Source organism: Streptomyces sp. NPDC057099, assembly GCF_042671245.1.
Classification (GTDB): domain Bacteria; phylum Actinomycetota; class Actinomycetes; order Streptomycetales; family Streptomycetaceae; genus Streptomyces; species Streptomyces purpurascens.
In genome coordinates, this window is the sequence record NZ_JBHUTX010000018.1 from 102,446 (window position 1) to 117,910 (window position 15,465).

General features: G+C 69.6%; 12 protein-coding genes and 1 tRNA gene. 3 read left to right on the forward strand and 10 right to left on the reverse strand.

The window, feature by feature from the left end; translation table 11 throughout:
- Positions 1 to 36 precede the first annotated feature (36 nt).
- From ACFT4A_RS22990 to ACFT4A_RS23025, 8 genes are all read right to left on the reverse strand, one after another.
- Complete coding sequence (locus ACFT4A_RS22990) at positions 37 to 1,824, reverse strand: trypsin-like serine protease (RefSeq protein WP_382832956.1); 1,788 nt, start codon at positions 1,822 to 1,824, stop codon at positions 37 to 39.
- 130 nt (positions 1,825 to 1,954) lie between these two features.
- On the reverse strand, positions 1,955 to 4,030 hold the full coding sequence (gene rho, locus ACFT4A_RS22995) for a transcription termination factor Rho (protein WP_382832896.1): 2,076 nt from the start codon (positions 4,028 to 4,030) through the stop codon (positions 1,955 to 1,957).
- Positions 4,031 to 4,432: 402 nt separating this feature from the next.
- Positions 4,433 to 5,362 (reverse strand): homoserine kinase, encoded by a 930-nt coding sequence (gene thrB, locus ACFT4A_RS23000; RefSeq protein WP_189723219.1) that lies wholly within the window; start codon positions 5,360 to 5,362, stop codon positions 4,433 to 4,435.
- Between the two features lie 340 nt (positions 5,363 to 5,702).
- The gene (thrC, locus tag ACFT4A_RS23005) at positions 5,703 to 6,761 is read right to left on the reverse strand and encodes a threonine synthase (RefSeq protein ID WP_215118533.1); all 1,059 of its coding nucleotides are present in this window, start codon (positions 6,759 to 6,761) and stop codon (positions 5,703 to 5,705) included.
- Between the two features lie 6 nt (positions 6,762 to 6,767).
- A complete protein-coding gene (locus tag ACFT4A_RS23010; RefSeq protein WP_382497355.1) occupies positions 6,768 to 8,060 on the reverse strand; it encodes a homoserine dehydrogenase in 1,293 nt (430 codons plus the stop codon).
- A 142-nt stretch (positions 8,061 to 8,202) separates the two neighbouring features.
- Complete coding sequence (lysA, locus tag ACFT4A_RS23015) at positions 8,203 to 9,594, reverse strand: diaminopimelate decarboxylase (RefSeq protein WP_382832898.1); 1,392 nt, start codon at positions 9,592 to 9,594, stop codon at positions 8,203 to 8,205.
- A gap of 11 nt (positions 9,595 to 9,605) precedes the next feature.
- Positions 9,606 to 10,661 (reverse strand): ArgS-related anticodon-binding protein NrtL, encoded by a 1,056-nt coding sequence (gene nrtL, locus ACFT4A_RS23020; protein WP_382832900.1) that lies wholly within the window; start codon positions 10,659 to 10,661, stop codon positions 9,606 to 9,608.
- Positions 10,662 to 10,766: 105 nt separating this feature from the next.
- Complete coding sequence (locus ACFT4A_RS23025) at positions 10,767 to 11,279, reverse strand: response regulator (RefSeq protein ID WP_382832902.1); 513 nt, start codon at positions 11,277 to 11,279, stop codon at positions 10,767 to 10,769.
- 116 nt (positions 11,280 to 11,395) lie between these two features.
- On the opposite strand from ACFT4A_RS23025, the gene ACFT4A_RS23030 reads away from it, so the two are divergent.
- Positions 11,396 to 11,467: transfer RNA gene (locus ACFT4A_RS23030), tRNA-Arg, on the forward strand.
- Between the two features lie 329 nt (positions 11,468 to 11,796).
- On the opposite strand, the gene ACFT4A_RS23035 is transcribed toward ACFT4A_RS23030, so the two are convergent.
- Positions 11,797 to 12,078, reverse strand: a complete 282-nt coding sequence (locus tag ACFT4A_RS23035; protein WP_382832903.1) for a hypothetical protein — start codon at positions 12,076 to 12,078, stop codon at positions 11,797 to 11,799.
- A 735-nt stretch (positions 12,079 to 12,813) separates the two neighbouring features.
- Here ACFT4A_RS23035 and ACFT4A_RS23040 point away from each other — a divergent pair.
- Positions 12,814 to 13,314 carry an Asp23/Gls24 family envelope stress response protein gene (locus tag ACFT4A_RS23040; protein WP_382832905.1) on the forward strand — a complete coding sequence of 167 codons (501 nt, stop codon included), beginning with the start codon at positions 12,814 to 12,816 and terminating at the stop codon, positions 13,312 to 13,314.
- A gap of 112 nt (positions 13,315 to 13,426) precedes the next feature.
- Here the strand turns inward: ACFT4A_RS23040 and ACFT4A_RS23045 are convergent, their stop codons facing one another.
- Positions 13,427 to 14,464 (reverse strand): Ku protein, encoded by a 1,038-nt coding sequence (locus tag ACFT4A_RS23045; protein ID WP_382832958.1) that lies wholly within the window; start codon positions 14,462 to 14,464, stop codon positions 13,427 to 13,429.
- 54 nt (positions 14,465 to 14,518) lie between these two features.
- Here ACFT4A_RS23045 and ligD point away from each other — a divergent pair, with 54 nt between their 5' ends.
- A complete protein-coding gene (ligD, locus tag ACFT4A_RS23050) occupies positions 14,519 to 15,400 on the forward strand; it encodes a non-homologous end-joining DNA ligase (protein WP_382832907.1) in 882 nt (293 codons plus the stop codon).
- Positions 15,401 to 15,465: the final 65 nt, after the last annotated feature.

Genomic DNA, 15,465 nt, shown 5'->3' on the forward strand with positions numbered 1-15,465 from the left:
TCGTCACAGCGGGGTATATCCCGCTCACCAGCGGTTTCAGCCGAAGATGTCGTACTGCTTGAAATCGGTGCCTACGGACTTCCTTGTGGCAAAGATCTCGCTGGTCGCCTTGCCGGTGCCCGGGTACAGGTAGAGCGTGCCGCCGGGGGTGCGGGCCAGGAAGTCGGCCTTGCCGTCGCCGGTGATGTCGCCGGTCGCGTCGAAGGCGTTGTAGCCGCCCCAGGAGCGCACCTTGACCCGGGCCGAGAAGGCGCCGGAGCCGGACTTGCCGGTGCCCTTGTAGAGGTAGATGTGGCTGCCCGACTTGCTGCGGGCGATCAGGTCGGTCTTGCCGTCACCGGTGAAGTCGCCCTTGCCGCGCACGGAGTTGTACTGGTTCCAGCCCGAGCCGACCTTCACTCGGGACGCCAAGGTGCCGTTGCCCTTGCCCGGGTAGATCCACAGCACGCCCGCGGAGTCGACCGAGAGCAGGTCGGGCAGGTAGTCGCCGGTGACGTCGCCGGGGGTGAGGATGCGGGTGCGGGACTTCCAGTTGTCGGCGATCTTCTTGGTGGACCAGGCGTTGTCGGCGAGCACGAAGTGGGTCCAGAAGACGTCGCCGTCGCTGCTGCGCCGGTAGACCAGGTCCTGGTAGCCGTCGCGGTCGAAGTCGGTCTGCAGGACGACGTTGAAGCCGTCCCAGTTGCCCCAGGACTGGCGGGCGGCGAACGACGTGCCCTTGGAGTCCTTGGAGTAGCCGGTCTTCGTGGAGGCGTTGCGCACCCACAGGTCGGCCTTGTGGTCACCGCTGATGTTGGTGTCGTCGACGCGCGGATAGGTAGCGCCTACGTATGTGCTGACCTTGCTGAAGACGCTGTAGGCGCCCTTCTCGACACAGTCGGTCACGCCCCAGGACACGACACCGACGATCCGGTTGTTGACGACGAGCGGGCCGCCGGAGTCGCCGTTGCAGGCGGAGGTGGTGCCGGAGTCGCTGCCGGTGGCGGGCTTGCCCGCGCAGACCATGTGGCCCTTGACGAAGTCCCTGCCGTAGGCGCCGGCGCAGGTGGCGTCGGACTGCAGGGGCAGCGTGGCCGTCTTCAGCTTCTCGGAGACGGCGTCGCTGGTGGAGGTGGTGCGGCCCCAGCCGTAGACCTTGGCGCTGGTGCCGGCCTTGTACGAGGCGGTGTCGCCGGACGTCGTCATCCGGATCGTCTTGGCCTTGACCGGCTCGGGCAGGGTGAGCACCGCGATGTCGTTGTCGATGGTCGACGCGTTGTACGACGGGTGGTTCCACTGCCGCCAGACGGCGGTGGCGGTGCCGCCGTGCAGGTCGGTGCCGTTCGCCGAGGGCAGCTGGGCGGTGCCGGTGACGACCGCACCGTTGGCGTTCCAGTTGTAGCCCTTGACGCAGTGCGCGGCGGTGAGGATCTTCGTCGGCGCGACGACGGCGCCGCCGCAGAAGAAGCCGATGTCGTCGCTGGTGCTGGACGTGCCCCGGTCGTCGAAGTAGTGGAGCTGCGCCATCCACGGGGCCGTGGTGATGGTGGTCTGGCTGCCGCCGATGATCTTCGGGTCGATGCGGCCCTCGTTCGTGCTCGCGCTCAGCGACGCCTTGCTCGTCTTGCCCGCGATGTCGTCGCCGGCCAGGGCGCCCGCCACGCGCTTCTCCAGCTCGGCGGCGGACGGCGAGCTGGTGACGGGCTTGATCGTCGGCTGCGGCAGCGGGGTGGCCGCGTCGGCCGACGACGTCAGCAGCGCTGCGGCCACGGCGGCGGCGATAGCGGCTGATGCCACGGGCAGTGCGATGCGTATCCGGCGTCTGTGCCGTCCGCCCCCAGGCATGGATGTACCCACGTAGGTCCCCCCTCGGGATCACATGTTCGAAGAGCGTGATCCTACCTGCACACGAACACCACAAAGGGCCGCCCCCGTCCTGTTCCGGACGGGGGCGGCCCTTTGTGTCAGACGGTGCCTAGTCGCCGTTGCCCGGCATCGGCGTCGTCTTCTGGATCTGCATCAGGAACTCGGCGTTCGACTTCGTCTGCTTCATCTTGTCCAGGAGCAGCTCGATCGCCTGCTGCTGGTCGAGCGCGTGCAGCACACGGCGCAGCTTCCAGGTGATGGCGAGCTCGTCGCTGCCGAGCAGGATCTCTTCCTTACGGGTACCGGACGCGTCCACGTCCACCGCCGGGAAGATGCGCTTGTCGGCGAGCTTCCGGTCGAGCTTGAGCTCCGCGTTGCCGGTGCCCTTGAACTCCTCGAAGATCACCTCGTCCATGCGGGACCCGGTGTCCACCAGCGCGGTGGCGAGGATGGTCAGCGAGCCGCCGTCCTCGATGTTGCGGGCGGCACCGAAGAAGCGCTTCGGCGGGTACAGGGCCGTCGAGTCGACACCACCGGACAGGATGCGGCCGGAGGCCGGGGCGGCGAGGTTGTACGCACGGCCCAGACGCGTGATCGAGTCGAGCAGCACGACCACGTCGTGGCCCAGCTCGACCAGCCGCTTCGCACGCTCGATGGCGAGCTCGGCGACCGTCGTGTGGTCCTCGGCGGGACGGTCGAAGGTCGAGGAGATGACCTCGCCCTTGACCGACCGCTGCATGTCGGTGACCTCTTCCGGACGCTCGTCGACCAGGACGACCATCAGGTGGCACTCGGGGTTGTTGTGCGTGATCGCGTTGGCGATCGCCTGCATGATCATGGTCTTGCCGGTCTTCGGCGGGGCCACGATCAGACCACGCTGGCCCTTACCGATGGGCGAGACGAGGTCGATGATGCGGGTGGTCAGGACGCCGGGGTCCGTCTCCAGGCGGAGGCGGTCCTGCGGGTACAGCGGCGTCAGCTTGTTGAACTCCGGCCGCCCGCGCCCGGATTCGGGCGCCATACCGTTGACGGAGTCCAGGCGGACCAGCGCGTTGAACTTCTCGCGGCGCTCGCCCTCCTTCGGCTGGCGCACGGCACCGGTGATGTGGTCACCCTTGCGCAGGCCGTTCTTGCGGACCTGGGCGAGGGAGACGTACACGTCGTTCGGGCCGGGCAGGTAGCCGGACGTGCGGATGAAGGCGTAGTTGTCGAGGATGTCCAGGATGCCCGCGACGGGGATCAGGACGTCGTCCTCGGTGATCTGCGGCTCCTGCACGTCGTCGCGGCCACGACGGCCCCGGCGGTCGCGGTAACGCCCGCGACGGCCACGACGGCCGCCCTCGAAGTCGTCGTCGTCCTGCTGCTGCTGGCCACGGTCCTGACGACCGCCACCGCCGCCCTGCTGCTGGTTCTGCTGCTGGCCGCGCTGGCCGCCCTGCTGGTCGTCGCCCTTGTTGCCCCGGCCACCGCGGTCACCGCGGTCACCGCGGTCACGGTCCCGGCCGCGGTCACGACGGTCGCGGCGGCGGCCCTCGCCGCCGTCACCGGAGTCGGACTTGGCGTCGTTCTGGGACTGCTGCTGCGACTGCTGCGCCGGAGCCTCGGCCTTGGCGTCGTTCTTCGCCTCGGCGGCGACCGTCTCCGGAGCGGAGGCCGGGGTTCCGGCATCGGCGGTGGCACGGCGACGACGGCGCTCGGAAGGCGCGTCCTCTCCCCCACGCTCGGCTTCGCTCGCGCGGGAGGGGCCCCCAGCGGGCTGACCGGGAATCTCGATCTGCTGCTGCGCTACGGCCTTGTCGGCCTTCTCGGCGGGGGCCTCGGAGGCCTGCTTCGCGTCCGCCTTCTTCTCCGCCTTCTCGGCGTTGTCCCCCGTACGGGTCCGGGAGGTGGCGCGGCGCTTCGGCTTGGTCTCGGCGGGTGCGTCGGCCTTGGCGGCCGGAGCGGCGCCGCCGGACGCCTGCGCCTCCTTGATGACCTCGATCAGCTGGCTCTTGCGCATACGCGCGGTGCCCTTGATGCCGAGGCCGGATGCGACCTGCTGCAGCTCGGCCAGCACCATGCCGTCGAGGCCGGTACCGCGGCGCCGCCGGGAGCCGGCACCGCTGGCAGGCGCGGAGGCGTCCGTGGCGGGCGCGGCAGCGGTCTCCTCGACACGTGCGCCCATCAGATCGGTGGTGTCGCTCACGAAGGGTCCTTCCCTGGAGCGGACGTCGGCCTGTCTGGCTCGGCGACCGGTTGTGCTGTCCGACTTCGGTCCGTGTGGTGTGAACCGTGCCGGGGCGGTGGTCCGCCTAAGCGGCGGAGGAATCTGGTGATGGCGCTTCCTTGAGCCGTGGCACCCAGTGTCAGTGTCACGCGGCGTGGTCGCACCGGTTCCGGAGCGTGCCCTGCGCCCCGCTCAGTGTCCGCGTACGGCGTACGGTCCGACGTACGAAACACAGTGCGGCTTGGGGGGCTCCCGGAAGAATGTCTGTCCCGGACGGGGACACGAGGCACCTCGCCATGGTGGGGTCGGGTGCAGACTTGAGGTTAACACTACCGGATCCAACAAACATTCCCCCTCTCGAAATCCGGCAACCGTGTGCTTTTAGAAGTCACCGGGGGCCGCGAGCGGAAGAACACTCGCGCCCTGCTGATCGAGGCTCAGCCGGTTCGCGGCCCAGTCCGCGCCCGCCAGCGCCTCGACCTTGTCGGCGGTGCCCGCGTCGGTGAGCGCCATGACCGTCGGTCCGGCGCCGGAGATGACCGCGGGGACGCCCTCGGCCCGCAGCCGCTCGACCAGCGCCGCGCTCTCGGGCATGGCGGGCGCGCGGTACTCCTGGTGCAGGCGGTCCTCGGTGGCGGGCAGCAGCAGCTCGGGGCGCCGCGTCAGGGCCTCGACGAGCAGGGCGGCCCGGCCCGCGTTGACCGCGGCATCGACGTGCGGAACGGAGCGCGGGAGCAGGCCGCGCGCCGTCTCCGTCAGTACTGGCTTTCCGGGCACGAAAACCACCGGAACGATGGAATCGGCGGGCTCCATCCTGATCGCGCGGGCCGCGCCGCCCTCCATCCAGGAAAGGGTGAAGCCGCCCAGCAGACACGCGGCGACATTGTCGGGGTGGCCCTCGATCTCGGTGGCGAGCTCGAGCAGCGCGGTGTCGTCGAGCTTGGCGTCGGCGCCTATGGTCACGGCGCGGGCGGCGACGATCCCGGCGCAGATGGCGGCCGAGGAGGAGCCCAGGCCCCGGCCGTGCGGAATGCGGTTGGCGCAGACGATCTCCAGGCCGCGCGGCTGTCCGCCGAGCAGGTCGAAGGCCGTGCGCAGGGAACGGACGAGGAGGTGCTTCTCGTCGCGCGGGAGCGTCTCGCTGCCCTCACCCGCGATGTCGATGTGCAGCCCGGAGTCGGCCACCCGGACGACTACGTCGTCGTACAAACCCAGCGCGAGGCCGAGGGCGTCGAAGCCCGGGCCGAGGTTGGCGCTGGTGGCGGGGACGCGCACCCGGACGGCGGCGGCGCGGAACGCTGGACCGGCCATCGCTCGATGACTCTCCTTGAGCTGCGTGATTGTCGAATGACGTTCGATGGACATTCGATGCGTACGAGAACCCTGGGGGCCGCTGCCGACCGGGATGGCCGGCCGCTGTCCCGGCCGCAAAGACGGCGCGGCACCGTGCTCTATGCGGAGGCATATGCGGCGGGCGGGTTCAGTACAGCCTATCGAAAGAAGGTTCTGTGGCGACATAGGGCGCACAGGAGGCGCACGATGCGTGTCGTATGAGCCCTGTGCACCCCCTGCGGGGAGCCTTCCGGGGCAAGCGCCGTCTTACGCCGGACCGTGCCGAGCGCTCCACCGGCGCTCGGCACGTCCGCGCACGTCAGACGAGTCCGAGGCGCTCCGCCGCGGCCGCCGAGTCGACGGGGACGGTGACCGGCTGCGGGGCGCCGGCGACGGCCCAGTCGGGGTCCTTCAGCCCGTTGCCGGTGACCGTGCACACGATCCGCTGCCCCGGGTCGACCTTGCCCTGCTCGGCGGCCTTCAGCAGACCGGCGACGGACGCGGCGGACGCGGGCTCGACGAAGACGCCCTCCTGCGAGGCCAACAGCCGGTAGGCGCGCAGGATCTCACGGTCCGTCACCTCGTCGATGGAGCCGCCGGACTCGTCCCGCGCGGCGATCGCGTGGTTCCACGACGCCGGGTTGCCGATGCGGATGGCGGTGGCGACGGTCGACGGGTCCTTGACGATCTCGCCGCGCACGATCGGGGCGCTGCCGGAGGCCTGGAAGCCCCACATCCGGGGAGTCCGGGCGGAGACGCCGTCGGCGGCGTACTCCTTGTAGCCCTTCCAATAGGCCGTGATGTTGCCCGCGTTGCCCACCGGCAGGACGTGGATGTCGGGCGCGTCGCCGAGCATGTCCACGATCTCGAAGGCGGCCGTCTTCTGGCCCTCGATACGTACCGGGTTGACCGAATTGACCAGCGCGACGGGGTAGTTGTCGCTCAGCGCGCGCGCGAGGGTGAGGCAGTCGTCGAAGTTGCCGTCGACCTGGAGGATCTTCGCGCCGTGCACGAGGGCCTGGCCCATCTTGCCGAGCGCGATCTTGCCCTGCGGCACGAGCACGGCGCAGACCATCCCGGCCCGCACGGCGTACGCGGCGGCGGAGGCCGACGTATTGCCGGTGGAGGCGCAGATGACGGCCTTCGCGCCCTCCTCCTTGGCCCGGGTGATGGCCATGGTCATGCCGCGGTCCTTGAAGGACCCGGTGGGGTTCGCGCCCTCCACCTTCAGGTGGACCTCGCAGCCCGTGCGCTCGGAGAGCACCTGCGCGGGCACGAGCGGCGTGCCGCCCTCGCGGAGCGTCACGACCGGCGTGGTGTCGGATACCGGCAGCCGGTCCCGGTACTCCTCGATGATTCCGCGCCACTGGTGGGTCATTGCTGGTTACTCTCCTTCAACCCGCATGATGCTGGCGACACCACGCACGGTGTCGAGCTTGCGCAACGCCTCGACGGTCCCGGTGAGGGCGGCGTCGGACGCACGGTGCGTGACGACGACGAGGGAGGCCTCGCCGTCCTTCCCCGACTGGCGAACCGTATCGATCGAGACTCCGTGCTCGGCGAACACGGTCGCGACCTGGGCGAGAACACCCGGTTTGTCGGCCACGTCGAGGCTGATGTGATAGCGCGTGACCACCTCGCCCATCGGCGACACCGGCAGGGCGGCGTAGGCGGACTCGCCCGGTCCGGTCGCGCCGCTGAGGCGGTTGCGGCAGACGGCGACGAGATCGCCGAGCACGGCGGAGGCGGTCGGGGAACCGCCCGCTCCGGGCCCGTAGAACATGAGCTGCCCGGCGGCGTCGGACTCGACGAACACGGCGTTGTAGGCGCCGCGGACGGAGGCCAGCGGGTGGCTCAGCGGGATCATGGCGGGGTGCACGCGCGCGGTGACGGACGCACCGTCCGCGGCCCGCTCGCAGATGGCGAGCAGTTTGATGGTGCAGCCCATCTCGCGGGCGGAGGCGAAGTCGGCGGCGGTGACCTCGGTCATGCCCTCGCGGTAGACGTCGTCGAGGCGCACGCGCGTGTGGAAGGCGATACCGGCGAGGATGGCGGCCTTGGCGGCGGCGTCGAAGCCCTCGACGTCGGCGGTGGGGTCGGCCTCGGCGTATCCCAGGGCGGTGGCCTCGTCGAGGGCCTCCTGGTAGCCGGCCCCGGTCGAGTCCATCTTGTCGAGGATGAAGTTGGTCGTGCCGTTGACGATGCCCATCACCCGGTTGATCTTGTCGCCGGCGAGGGACTCGCGCAGCGGCCGGATCAGCGGGATGGCACCGGCGACGGCGGCCTCGTAGTAGAGGTCCTTGTCGTGCTGCTCGGCGACGGCGTGCAGGGCCGCCCCGTCCTGGGCGAGCAGCGCCTTGTTGGCGGAGACGACGGAGGCGCCGTGCTCGAAGGCGGTGGTGATGAGGGTCCGGGCGGGCTCGATCCCGCCGATCACCTCGACCACCACATCGATGTCGCCGCGCTTGACGAGGGCGGTGGCGTCGGTGGTGACGAGGTCCTGGTCGATGCCCTCCCTGACCCGGTCGGGCCGCCGTACGGCCACGCCCGCGAGCTCCACGGGGGCACCGATCCGGGCTGCGAGGTCGTCGGCGTGCGTCGTCATGATGCGCGCCACCTCTGAGCCGACCACTCCACAGCCCAGCAGCGCCACCTTCAGCGGACGCGTACGCATCATCCGACCTCGTTTCCTCATACCGTCTACGGTTGCACCAGTCTCACTCACCGGACGGGACTTTCTGCCCTTCGTCCGGATCGTGAGATATCTATTTCATTTGTACGGGGGTGGAAGACAGGAGATCTTCCACCCCTGGCGTGGCTCAGCCGACGTCGAGACGCAGCAGGTCCTCCTCGGTCTCACGACGGACGATCACCCGGGCCTCGCCGTCCTGCACGGTGACGACCGGCGGCCGCAGCACGTGGTTGTAGTTGCTGGCCATGGACCGGCAGTAGGCGCCCGTCGCCGGTACGGCGACGAGGTCACCCGGTGCCAGGTCGGCCGGCAGGAACGCGTCCTTGACCACGATGTCCCCGCTCTCGCAGTGCTTGCCGACGACACGGGCGAGCATCGGCTCGGCGTCGGAGGTGCGGGAGACGAGCGCGACGCTGTACTCGGCGTCGTACAGCGCGGTGCGGATGTTGTCCGACATGCCGCCGTCGACGGAGACGTACGTCCGCAGCCCGTCGAGGGGCTTGATGGTGCCGACCTCGTAGAGCGTGAAGGCGGTCGGGCCGACGATGGCGCGGCCGGGCTCGACGGAGATGCGCGGCGTGCGCAGCTTGGCGGCCTCGCACTCCCTGGTGACGATCTCGGTGAGCGCCTTGGCGATCTCGTGCGGCTCGCGCGGGTCGTCGTCGCTGGTGTACGCGATACCGAGCCCGCCGCCGAGGTCGATCTCCGGCAGCTCGACGCCGTGCTCGTCGCGGACGTCCTTGAGCAGCGAGACGACGCGGTGGGCGGCGACCTCGAACCCGGACATGTCGAAGATCTGCGAGCCGATGTGGCTGTGGATGCCGACGAGCTCCAGCCCGTCGAGGTGCAGGGCACGGCGTACGGCCTCGGCGGCGTGCCCGCCGGCCAGCGGGATGCCGAACTTCTGGTCCTCGTGGGCCGTGGCGATGAACTCGTGGGTGTGGGCCTCGACGCCGACGGTGATCCGGATCAGGACCTTCTGCCGCTTCCCGAGGCTCTGCGCGATGTGGGCGACCCGGGCGATCTCCTGGAAGGAGTCGAGCACGATGTGGCCCACGCCGGCCTCGACGGCCCGGGTGATCTCGTCGACGGACTTGTTGTTGCCGTGGAAGGCGATGCGCTCGGCGGGCATGCCGGCGGTGAGGGCGGTGGCCAGCTCGCCGCCGGAGCAGACGTCGACGTTCAGCCCTTCCTCGTGCAGCCAGCGCACGACGGCGCGGGAGAGGAACGCCTTGCCCGCGTAGAAGACGTCGGCGTCGGTCCCGAAGGCGGTGCGCCACGCACGCGCGCGTGCCCGGAAGTCGGCCTCGTCGAGGACGTAGGCGGGGGTGCCGAACTCCTCGGCGAGCTCCGTGACGGTGATACCGCCGACGGTGACGACCCCGTCCTCGTCCCGCGTGACGGTCTCGGCCCACACCTTGGGGTCGAGGGCGTTGAGGTCGGCGGGCGGGGCGGAGTAGTGACCCTCGGGGTAGACATCGGCGTGACGGGGCCCGGCGGGGTGTGCGGAACGGCTCATGTTCGTGTCTCTCAGAGGTGATCGGGTGCTTTGATGCCGAGCAGGGACAGGCCGCCGGCCAGCACCGTCCCGGCGGCTTCGGCGAGCGCGAGCCGGGCACGGTGGGCGGCCGAGGGTTTCTCCTCGCCGAGGGGCAGCACGGCGGAGAGCAGCGGCAGCGTGGCGTCGGCGACGGTGACGAGGTGCCGGGCCAGGCGGTCGGGGGTGTGGTCGGTGGCGGCGGCCGCGAGGATGCGGGGGTGGTCGCCGAGTACGGCGATCAGCGCTTCCGCACCGCTGACGGGGCCTGGCTCGGGGCGGAAGCCGAGGTCGTCGGCGTTGCGCAGCAGGGCCCGGGTGCGGGCGTGGGCGTACCGGACGCGGAAGAGGGGGTTGGTCTCCCGCTGGACCAGATGATCGCCGTTGATCCTGGGCCGGTCGTGTGCGGCGGGGTACAGCAGGGCCCAGCGGGCGGCGTCCCGGCCGAGGGAGAGGGGGTCGTCGGAGGTGGGGACGGGGACGGGGCGGATGGTGACGCCCGCTCCGTCGATGTCCGCGCCCTGGGTGTCCACACCCTTGATCCCCACGCCCAGGACGGATTCCCACTCCGGCGCGGGCCGGCCGTCGTACGTGATGCGGACGGAGTCGCCCTGGCTGCGCAGCAGTCGGGCCGTGGCATCCGCGACCACGGCGGCACGGACTTCTGCCGGGCACCGGAGCCGGACGATGTTCCCGCTGGGCACTGTGGCATGCCCGTACCGCCGCCCGCGCCTCAGGATCTCCTCGACGAGCGCGGCGGACGCCGCGCCTTCCAGGCTGAGGTTGAGGAACCCGGCCCCGGTGACGACGACGTCGGTGATGCGCTGGTCGTCGAGGAGACGTACCCGCAGGATCTCGGCCACGCGCCGGGGCGGCTGCTCCGCCGCACGGGACAACTGGAGGGCGATGTTGGTGGCGTAGTCGCCGCAGCCCCCGGGCCCCGGGGGCGTGACCACGGCCCGCTCCGGCACGGTCACGCTGAGCTCACCCTCGTCGACAGCGCGACGCACGGCGTGCAGCACGGTACGGGAGAGTTCGACGGGGGTCACGGGCACCAGCGTATGGGAGGAGGGGGGTGGGCATGCGACCCGGTTTAGGGAGGGTCCGGGATGTGGACGCGGCTTCCCTCAGGAGGCCGAGCGGCTGCCCGTCGCCTACGGCACGGCCGGCTGGTCGAACGTCTGCGCCTGGGCTGCGTCGCCCCCGATGTCGGGGCCACCACCGCCCTGCCGTTCCCGACGCCGGGCCCGTTCCATCAACTGCCGCACCATCCCGACCAGTTCGGCGGGCTCGAAGGGCTTGGCGAGGAAGGCGTCGACACCGACATCGAGGCCGGCCTCGACCTCGTGCTGGGTGCAGGCGCTGATGATGGCGAGGGGCAGGTCGCGGGTCAGCGGGTCGGTTCGCAGCCGAGCGGCGGTCCGGATCCCGTCCAGCCGGGGCATGACGACGTCGAGGGTCACGACATCGGGCCTCACCTGATGAACGACATCGAGGCACTCGGCACCATCGGCCGCGGTCACGACCTCCAGCCCCTCCAGCTCGAGGTTGACCCTGATCAACTGCCGGATGACCTTGTTGTCGTCCACAACAAGCACCCGACCCGACGCGCCTGGCACAACTCGAGAGTAGGTCGGCCTCCGCCACCGCGTCCGGGTTTTCCCCACTTCCACCCCGCACGGGCGACCCACACACCCGCCCCCGACAGCGGAAACCCGTTGATGACCACCCGGTGGGAGCTGGTAGTGTTCTACCCGTCGCCGCGAGCAATCGCGACCGATACGCCCCCGTAGCTCAGGGGATAGAGCAACGGCCTCCGGAGCCGTGTGCGCAGGTTCGAATCCTGCCGGGGGCACTCGCCTGGTCCGCTTTCAAAGTTGATTCGCGACCTGGGCGGATGCCGACAGAAGAGGGCGGGAGTCAGTCTCACTGACTCCCGCCCTCTGTCGTTGTCTCAGCGGTGGATGAGGGATTGGCCGCCCTGAGCGCCGGAGGTTGTGGACCGACCGGCGCATTGGCTGCGACTGGCGATGCCATGTGGGGCGCTCGGAAGGGCGCTTCGAACACCCTCAGGGACACACCAGGAGGGTGATCTATTCGTCGGGCGGGCCCTCATGCGGCACCCGCCCAACAATCCAAAACGGGCCGCCGGAAGATCCGGCGGCCCGCCAGGAAAGATTGCGGCTAGTCAGCCTGCCACGTGAAGACCAATCGGCGTCCTCGATTGGCCCATGCGTTGAAGTCCCATCCGAGCACATAAGCGCCGAATCCGAGGAAGCCGCCTTTCCAGAGGTCGATCCTGGCGTACTCCAGCATCTGGAAGGGCTGCAGGAACCCTTCAGCGTGATGGACGGAGTCTTTTGTCTCGATTCGCAGAACTTCGGAGTTGACCCACCCCACACGCATGAACACACTGAGGGACTTCCACCAGGTAATCCCATCCACGGTGTTCAGTACGAACTCCACATTCTCAGGGTCGCCCGCTTTCTCGACAGCGAACTCTATTCGCGCACCAGGCTCGTCCCTAGCCATACCGCGAAGGCCAATATCCAGACCCTCGCCACTCATTGGATCTTGACTCACACCGACACCCCCCAGCTCTCGTGTTAGACCAGAGCATGCTCCGACTTTTCGACACCGGCAAGCACTCGCACTAAATAGACGCCATCGATCCGCTTTCAAATGAAGGCGAAACAAACATTCATTCGAAGCGGTGATATTGCTGAGCCTCAAATTCATTGACGAAGCGCCAGTTGCCACGCTTACAGGAGGGGCTGATCAGGCGGCGCCACCCTCTTCTTCCAGCGCCTTTTCGATCTTCGCAACTGGAGGCTTCCTGAGGAATCCCGAATACCTTCAGATGCGCTTGAAGGATGGGGACCGGCCGATCGGTGGACGCCTCGCCGCGCCTGCAGGCCCGGCGATCATGGCGCTCCCTGGAGTCGGTCCACTGCTAGCCGGAAGTCCGACAGCCGCAGCCCCACCGCTTCAGCGGGTCGGAGCCCCGCGTAACACAGGACCGCACGACGTTGTTGGAGCCGACGCGCTTCCGACGGACGCGTTGTAGCCGGGTTCTTGCACGGGGGCACTTCGCTGCAGCCAACACGATCACGTCACTTTCGCCCCATATCCACCATTGTTCTACCGTAGAGGGGAACGACGCTGCTCATACCCCCGCACCGAGTCATCGAGGTGACGGTCATGACGGAGACCACACAGCGCAGAAACACCGCTCCCGGTACCAGGACGGGAAAGCAGGACGGGGCCACGGCACCGCAGGGTGGCAGAGGGGGTGGCGGTTCCCCTGAGACCCGTGGCAGCACCGCGATCGCGGACACGGTCGTGGCGAAGATCGCGGGGATGGCCGCCCGTGAGATCCCGGACGTTCACAACCTCGGTGGAGGGATGACCAGGGCCTTCGGGGCGGTGCGGCAGCGGGTGCCGGGCGGGGGCAGTGGGGTCACCCAGGGGGTGAAGGTGGAGGTCGGCGAGCGTCAGGCCGCCGTTGATCTCGATCTCGTCGTCGAGTACGGCGCCGCCATCACCGACACCGCGTCGGATGTCAGGACCAACGTCGTCAACGCGGTGGAGCGGATGACCGGCCTGGAGGTCGTGGAGGTCAACATCGCCGTCGACGACGTACATCTGCCGGACGAGGAGGAGGACGAGTCCGAGCGGGAGGAGCAGCGGCGCGTGAGCTGAGAGAGGCCGGCTCCTCTCGGTTCCGTTCCTTTCCGGGGCGCCGGGGAGCCGCGAGTGTGGCGCGCTGCTCCCCGGGCCGGGGCGCATCCCCCGGCCCGGGGAGCGGCGTGGGTCAGGCCGTGCGCTTGCGTGACGTCGACTTCTTCGCCGTCGCCTTCTTCGCGGTGCTCTTCGCCGCCGTCTTCTTCGCGCCCTGGCCCGACTGCCCCGACTTCGCCGTGGACTTCTTGGCCGCTGTCGTCTTCTTGGCCGCCGTCTTCTTCGCCGTCGACGTCGACTTCTTGCCGCCGGTCTGCTTGGGGGCCGCGCGGGCCGTCTTGCGGGGTGGGAGGGGCTTGACCTCGGCGTGGTCGTCGGCCTCCTCGCCGCGGGACTCGCGGGCCGCGCGGACGCTGCTCTCCAGGGCCGCCATCAGGTCCAGGACCTTGCCGCCCGTCGCCGGTTCCGGGGCCTGGCGCGGGGTCTCGCCGGCGGCCTTCGCGGCGATGACCTCCTCCACGGCCTCGCGGTACTCGTCGTGCAGATCCTCCAGGTCGACCTCGCCGAGGGTGTCCATCAGGGCGTCCGCCAGGTCCAGTTCCTGGTCGCGGACCGTGACGTTCGTGTCGGGAGCGACGCCCTCGGGGGCGCGGACCTCGTCCGGCCACAGCAGGCCGTGCATCGCGATGGCCTCGCCGACGACCCGGAGCATGCCCAGGCGTTCCCGGCCGCGCAGGGCGAACTTGGCGATCGCCACCTTGTTGCTGCGCTTCAGGGCCTCGCGGAGGAGGGTGTACGGCTTCGCCGCCGGGGCGCCGCTCGCCTGGAGGTAGTACGCGGCGTCCATCTGGAGCGGATCGATCCGGTCGCCCGGGACGAAGGCGACGATCTCGATCGTCTTGGCCGTCGGGATCGGCAGGCTGGAGAGGTCCTCCTCGGTGATCGGGATGATCGTGCCGTCCGCGTCCTCGTAGCCCTTGCCGATCTCCCCCTGGGTGACCTCGCGGTCCTCCAACTCGCAGAACTTGCGATAGCGGATGCGGCCGCCGTCCTCGGTGTGGATCTGGCGGAAGGAGATCGAGTGGCTCTCGGTGGCGTTCACCAGCTTGATCGGGATGCTGACCAGCCCGAACGAGATGGCGCCGTTCCAGATGGATCTCACGTGCAGCACCCTTCCGGTCACTCTCGGGAGTGTTCGTCCTGGTTCGCGTGGGATTCTTATCGTATGGCGCCTATCACAGTGGTGGAGGGGCGACGGCTCGCGCTCAGCAATCTGGAGAAGGTGCTGTATCCCGCCACCGGCTTCACCAAGGGCGAGGTGCTGCACTACTACGCGACCGTCGCCGAGGTCCTGCTGCCCCATCTGCGCGATCGTGCGGTGTCCTTCCTGCGATATCCGGACGGGCCGGACGGGCAGGTGTTCTTCACGAAGAACGTGCCGCCGGGTACGCCCGAGTGGGTCACCACCGCCGAGGTGCCGCGGGTCGAAGGGCCCTCGCGGATGGTCCTGGTCCAGGACCTGCCGAGCCTGATGTGGGCGGCCAACCTCGTGACCGAGTTCCACACCCACCAGTGGCTCGTCGGCACACCGGACGAGGCCGACCGGCTCGTCTTCGACCTCGATCCGGGGGCGCCCGCGAGCATCGTGCAGTGCTGCGAGGTCGCGCTGTGGCTGCGGGAGCGGCTCGCGGACGACGGGATCGAGGCCTACGCCAAGACCTCCGGCTCGAAGGGGCTGCATCTGCTCGCCGCCGTGCGCGGGGCCTCCTCCGAGCGGGTGTCCGAGTACGCCAAGGAGTTGGCGGTCGAGGCGGAGAGGGCCATGCCCCGCCTGGCCCTCCATCGGATGACCCGGAGTCTGCGCTCGGGGAAGGTCTTCGTCGACTGGAGCCAGAACGCCGCGCGCAAGACCACGGCGACCCCCTACACCCTCCGGGCCCGTCCCGAACCGACCGTCTCGGCCCCGGTGACCTGGGAGGAGGTCGAGCAGTGCGAGGCGCCTGGCCGGCTGGACTTCGAGGCGCGGGATCTTGCGTCGCGGGTCCAGGACCACGGCGATCTGCTGGGGCCGCTGCTGGATGCGGGGCGGGCCGGGTCGCTGCCGTAGTCGTACGGCGGCCGGTCGGCCGGGTTGCTCGGTGCTGGGCGGCGTGCGCGGGAGCGGCTTGTCAC